The sequence below is a fragment of the Streptacidiphilus sp. EB129 genome (genome assembly GCF_041262645.1).
Classification (GTDB): domain Bacteria; phylum Actinomycetota; class Actinomycetes; order Streptomycetales; family Streptomycetaceae; genus Streptacidiphilus.
This window is the reverse complement of sequence record NZ_JBGCCS010000058.1, coordinates 24,366-30,596: the sequence shown is the minus strand read 5'-3', so window position 1 is coordinate 30,596 and position 6,231 is coordinate 24,366. Positions and strand designations below refer to the sequence as shown.

Genomic DNA, 6,231 nt, shown 5'->3' with positions numbered 1-6,231 from the left:
TTGATGACGCGTTGCTGGGAGGGTCCGTTGGGTGCGGTCAGGCCGTTGCTGGCGCCGTCCTGGTTGACCGCGCTGCCGCGCAGTACGGCCAGGACGGGGTGGCCGTTGCGCCGTGCGTCGGACAACCGCTCCAGCAACACCAGACCGGCCCCCTCACCGAATCCGGTCCCGTCGGCGGCGGCTGCGAAGGGCTTGCAGCGGCCGTCCGGGGCCAGCCCGCCCTGCCGGCTGAACTCCACGAACAGCTCCGGGCTGGACATCACGGTGACCCCGCCGGCCAGCGCGAGGTCGCACTCGCCGGAACGCAGCGACCGCGCGGCCAGGTGCAGGGCCACCAGCGAGGACGAGCACGCGGTGTCGACCGTGATCGCCGGGCCTTCCAGGCCGAAGACATACGCCAGCCGCCCGGACACGATGCTGCCCGAATTGCCGGTGCCGAGGAAGCCCTCCACGTCCTCCGGGATGTGCGGCAGCAGCCGCGCGGCGTAGTCCTGCTGCATCAGTCCCACGAACACCCCGCCCGCTGTCCCGCGCAGTTGCTCCGGGTCGATGCCGGCCCGTTCGAACACCTCCCAGGCGGTCTCCAGCAGCAGCCGCTGCTGCGGGTCCATCGCCAGCGCCTCACGCGGCGAGATCCCGAAGAACTCGGCGTCGAAGTCGCCGGCCCCGGTCAGGAAGCCGCCCTCGCGGGCACAGGAGGTGCCGCGGTGCTCGGGGTCCGGGTCGTACAGGGCGTCCAGGTCCCAACCGCGGTCGACCGGGAACTCCGAGACCGCGTCGGCTCCCTCGGCGACCAGCCGCCACAGGTCGTCGGGGGAGGACACTCCGCCCGGGAACCGGCAGCCCATGGAGACGATCACCACCGGGTCGTCCCGGTCGGCGGACCGCGCCGGGACGGAGGCCGGACGTGCGACCGGCGCACCGGCGCCCAGCAGCTCGTCCCGCAGATGCCCGGCCAGCACCATCGGCGACGGCTGGTCGAACACCAGCGTGGCCGGCAGTCGCAGGCCGGTCGCCGTGTTCAGCCGGTTCCGCAGCTCGACCGCCGCCAGCGAGTCGAAGCCCAGGTCCCGGAAGGCCCGGCCGGCCTCCACCGCTGCCGGCGAGGCGTGCCCGAGCACCGCCGCCACCTGTGTGCGCACCAGCTCCACCAGCAGCCGCATCTGCTCCGCCGCCGGCAGCGCGCCCAGCCGGCCCGCCAGCGAGGAGTCCGCCACCGCGCGGGCCGCCACCCGGCGGGCCGGGCCACCGACCAGGTCGCGCAGCAGCGCGGAGACCGGTGCGTCCGTCGCCCCGGCCCGCAGCGCCGCCAGGTCCAGTCGGATCGGCACCAGCAGCGGCAGGTCCACCCCCAGCGCGGCGTCGAACAGGGCCAGGCCCTGCTCGGTGGAGAGGGCGGGCATGCCGGACCGGGCCAGCCGACGCAGGTCGGCGCCGGTCAGCGAGCCGGTCAGCGCGCTGGGCTGCTCCCACAGGGTCCAGGCCAGCGACTGGCCGGGCAGCCCGTGCGCCCTGCGGTGCTGGGCCAGCGCGTCGAGGAAGGCGTTGGCCGCTGCGTAGTTGCCCTGCCCGGGGCCTCCGAAGACGCCCGACGCCGAGGAGAAGAGCACGAAGGCGGAGAGGTCCAGATCCCTCGTCAGCTCGTGGAGATGCAGCGCCGCCTCGGCCTTGGGCCGGATTACCGTGTCCATCCGGTCGGGGGTCAGCGAGGAGACCACGCCGTCGTCCAGCGCGCCGGCCGCGTGCAGCACCGCGGTCAGCGGGTGCTCGGCCGGGACGTCGGCGAGCAGCGCGGCGAGCGCCGCCCGGTCCGACACGTCGCAGTGGGCCACCGAGACCTCGGCCCCCAGCCCGTTCAGCTCGGCTGTCAGCTCGGCCGCCCCCGGGGAGTCCGGGCCGCCCCGGCTCGCCAGCAGGAGGTTCCTGACGCCGTGTCTGACGACCAGGTGCCGGGCGATCCGGGAGCCGAGCAGCCCGGTGCCGCCGGTGATCAGGACGGTGCCCGCCCGGTCGAGGCCGACCGCCCGCCCGCCCGGCGTTTCCGGCCGGACCTCGGCCGGGACACCGACCCTGGCCAGGACGGGGGCGCGCAGCCCGCCGTCGCGCACAGCGAGCTGGTCCTGACCCGATGCCAGCGCGGCCGGCAGCAGGGCCTCCTGACCGGGCGGCAGGTCGAGCAGGCCGAATCGGCCGGGGTGCTCGGACTGGGCCGAGCGGACCAGTCCCCAGACCGCGCTGTGCGGCAGGTCGGTGACGTCCTCGTCCGGGCCGGCCGCGACAGCGCCCGAGGTCACGAAGACCAGCCGGGTGTCGGCCGACCGGTCGTCGGCCAGCCACTCCCGCAGCAGCCCCAGCGCCCTGTGGGTCGCCTGGAGCAGGCCCGAACCCGCGGGACCGGCGGGCACCAGCACCGCGTCGGGCGGCTCCAGGCCGAGCGCCGACAGTTCCGGGCAGCGGTCCGGCCCGAGCCCGGGCCGCTCCCCGCCCAGAACCACCCAGCGCGCGCCTCGGCCGCCGTCGGCGGGGACCGGCGTCCAGGCCACCTGGTAGAGCGAGTCGTGGAACCGGGCCGTCCCGAAACGGGCCTGTCCGACGGGCCGCAGCACCAGCGACTCCACCTCGGCCACCGGCCGTCCCGCCGGGTCGGACACCGACAGTGACAGCGCGTCAGGTCCGTTGGGGGCCAGCCGCACCCGCACGGCGGTGGCGCCGGAGGCATACAGGCTCACCCCGGTCCAGCTGAACGGCAGCCTGCCCTCGGCCGCCGGGCCCAGGCCGGTGGCGTGCAGTGCCGCGTCGAGCAGCGCGGGGTGCAGGCCGAAGCGCCCCGCCTCGTCCTGCCGCTCGGCGGGAAGCCCGGCCTCGGCGTAGAGGTCCTCACCCAGCCGCCAGGCGGCGGTCAGGCCCTGGAAGGACGGGCCGTAGTCGAAGCCGGCCGCGGCGAACCGCTGGTACAGCCCCTCCAGCTCGATCGGCTCCGCGCCCGCCGGGGGCCAGGGAGCCGGGTCCGCGTCCTCGCCGGGCACCGGACCTTGCGGACCCGCCGGAGCTTCCGGGGCCAGCAGCCCGCCGGCGTGCCGCAGCCAGTCGGCGTCCTCGGCGTCCTCCAGCCGCGAGTGCAGGGTGACCGTCCTGGCTCCCCACTCGTCGGGCGCACCGACGGCCAGCCGCAGCAGCACCGCCCCCCGGGCCGGGAGCACCAGAGGGGCCTCCAGGGTGAACTCCGCGACCCGGCCGCAACCCACCTGGTCGCCGGCCCGGACCGCCAGCTCCAGGAAGGCCGTTCCGGGCAGCAGCACCGAGCCGCGGACCGCATGGTCGGCCAGCCAGGGGTGGGTGCGCAGCGAGAGTCGACCGGTGAACAGCAGGCCGTCCTGGTCCGCGAGCGTCACCACCGCCGCCAGCAGCGGGTGCTCGGCGGAGGCCAGGCCGGCCGACCCCAGGTCGCCCGGCCCGGCGGTGCTGTCCTCCAGCCAGTAGTCCTGCCGCTGGAAGGCGTAGGTGGGCAGTTCCACCGGGCGGGTGCCGCGTCCCGCGTACACCGCGTTCCAGTCGGCCGGGACCCCGCGCAGCCACAGCTCGCCGAGGGAGGCCAGCAGCCGTTCCGGGCCGCCCTCGCCGCGCCGCAGCGAGCCGGTGGCCAGGGCGTCGGCGCCGGCCGCCTCGGCGGTCTCCTGCACCCCGAGGGTCAGCACCGGGTGCGGGCTCACCTCCAGGAAGATGTGGTGGCCCGAGGCCAGCAGCGCCCGGGTCGCCTGCTCGAACTCCACGGTCTGCCGCAGGTTGCGGTACCAGTGGCCGGCGTCCAGTGCGCCGGTGTCCAGCAGCCCGCCGGTGACGGCGGAGTAGAACGGCAGCTCGGACGGCTGCGGCGTGATGCCGGCCAGCTCGGTCAGCAGCCGCTGCTCGATCTCCTCGACCTGCGCGCAGTGCGAGGCGTAGTCCACCGGGACGTCCCTGGCTCTGACCCCCTCGGCGGTCAGCTCGGCCAGCAGGTCGGCCAGCGCCGTCCGTTCCCCGGAGACCACCACCGAGGAGGGGCCGTTCACGGCGGCCAGCGCCAGCCGCTCGCCCCGGTCCGCGATCCGCTCCCTGACCCTGGCGGCCGGCAGTGGCACCGAGAGCATGCCGCCGCGACCGGTCAGCACCCGCAGCGCCCGGCTGCGCAGTGCCACCACCTTGGCGCCGTCGTCCAGATCGAGCGCCCCGGCGACCACGGCGGCGGCGATCTCGCCCTGGCTGTGCCCGACCACGGCGGCCGGTTTCACCCCGTACGAGCGCCAGACCTCGGCCAGCGAGACCATGACCGCGAACAGCAGCGGCTGCACCAGGTCGACCCGTTCCACCGGCTCGCCGGAGCGCAGCAGTTCCAGCGGCGGACGGTCCATGTAGCGGGTCAGGGCCGCGTCGCAGGCCCGCATCCGCTCCGCGAAGACCGCCGAGCGTTCCAGTAGTTCCCGGGCCATGCCGGCCCACTGCGAGCCCTGGCCGGGGAAGACCATCACCACCTCGCCGCCGGAGCCGGCCGGGGCGCGCCGCAGGCCCGGCAGCTCGTCCCCCTCGGCCAGGGCCGCCAGCCCGCGCAGCAGGCCGCCGCGGTCCGCCGCGACCAGTGCGGCGCGCTGCTCCAGGGCGGCCCGGCCGGTCGCCAGCGCATGGCCGACGGCCAGGGCACCCAGGTCGGGACGGTCCGTCAGGTGCCGGTGCAGTTGGGCGGCCTGGGCCCGCAGCGCGGCCGGGGTCGCGCCGGAAATCGTCCACAGCGCCGGTCCGGCCGGCTCGGCCGCGGACACCGCCGCCGCAGGCTTCTCGGCCTGTTCCAGCACCACATGCGCGTTGGTGCCGCTGACGCCGAAGGAGGACACCGCGGCCCGGCGCGGCCTGCCGGTCTCCGGCCACGGGGTAGCCTCGGTCACCAGCCGGACCGCGCCGGAGCCCCAGTCCACCTCCGGCGTCGGGTCCGCCGCGTGCAGGGTGGGCGGCACCAGGCCGTTCCGGATCGCCTGGACCATCTTGATCACGCCGCCGACCCCGGCGGCCGCCTGGGTGTGGCCCAGGTTGGACTTCAGCGAGCCGAGCAGCAGCGGCTGCTCCTCGGGCCGGTCCTGGCCGTAGGTGGCCAGCAGCGCCTGGGCCTCGATCGGATCGCCGAGCGGCGTGCCGGTGCCGTGCGCCTCGACCACGTCGACCTCGGCCGCGGTCAGCCCGGCGTCGGCGAGCGCGGCCCTGATCACCCGCTGCTGGGCCGGGCCGTTGGGCGCCGTGAGCCGGCTGCTGGCGCCGTCCTGGTTGACCGCGCTGCCGCGCACCACGGCCAGTACCGGGTGCCCGAGCCGACGGGCCTCGGACAGCCGCTCCAGCAGCAGCAGGCCGACGCCTTCGCCCCAGCCGGTGCCGTCGGCACGGGCCGAGAAGGACTTGCACCGGCCGTCGGCGGCCAGCCCGCCCTGGCGGCTCATCTCGACGAACGGCACCGGGGTGGACATCACCATCGCGCCGCCCGCCAGGGCCAGCGTGCACTCGTCCTGGCGCAGCGCCCGGCAGGCCAGGTGCAGTGCGACCAGGGAGGAGGAGCAGGCGGTGTCGACGCTGATCGCCGGGCCCTCCAGGCCGAAGGTGTAGGCCATCCGCCCGGAGGCGACGCTGTCCGAGCTGCCGCTGCCCAGGTACCCCTGGACATCGGCCGGGGGCTGCCGCAGCCGGACCGCGTAGTCCTGGTACATCACCCCGGCGAACACCCCGGTCCGGCTGCCGCGCAGCCCGGCCGGGTCGATGCCGGCCCGCTCGAAGGCCTCCCAGCCGGTCTCCAGCAGCAGCCGCTGCTGCGGATCCATCGCCAGCGCCTCGCGCGGTGAGATCCCGAAGAAGCCGGGGTCGAACCGGCCCACCCCGGTGAGGAAGCCGCCTTCGGCGGCGTAGCTGGTGCCGGGCCGCAGCCGGTCCGGGTCGATCAGCACGTCCAGGTCCCAGCCGCGGTCCCCGGGGAAGGGCGCGATCGCGTCGGTGCCGGAGCTGACGAGCTGCCAGAGCCCTTCCGGGGTCTCCACGCCGCCGGGGTAGCGGCAGCTCATCGAGACGATGGCGATGGGCTCGTGGTGCCTGGCCTCGCTGTCCCGCAGCCGTTGCTTGGTGCGGTGCAGGTCTGCCGCCACCCGCTTGAGGTAGTCGCGCAGCTTGTCGTCGTTCACCGTGGTCGTCACCTTCGTCACCTTCGTCACCTTCGTCAGCTGG

General features: G+C 75.7%; 1 protein-coding gene. It reads right to left on the bottom strand.

Translation table 11 applies throughout. The features are described from left to right. The coding region (locus tag ABH925_RS35305) for a type I polyketide synthase (RefSeq protein WP_370155219.1) at positions 1-6,209 on the bottom strand (6,209 nt) is incomplete at its 3' end. Between the last annotated feature and the right edge of the window lie 22 nt (positions 6,210-6,231).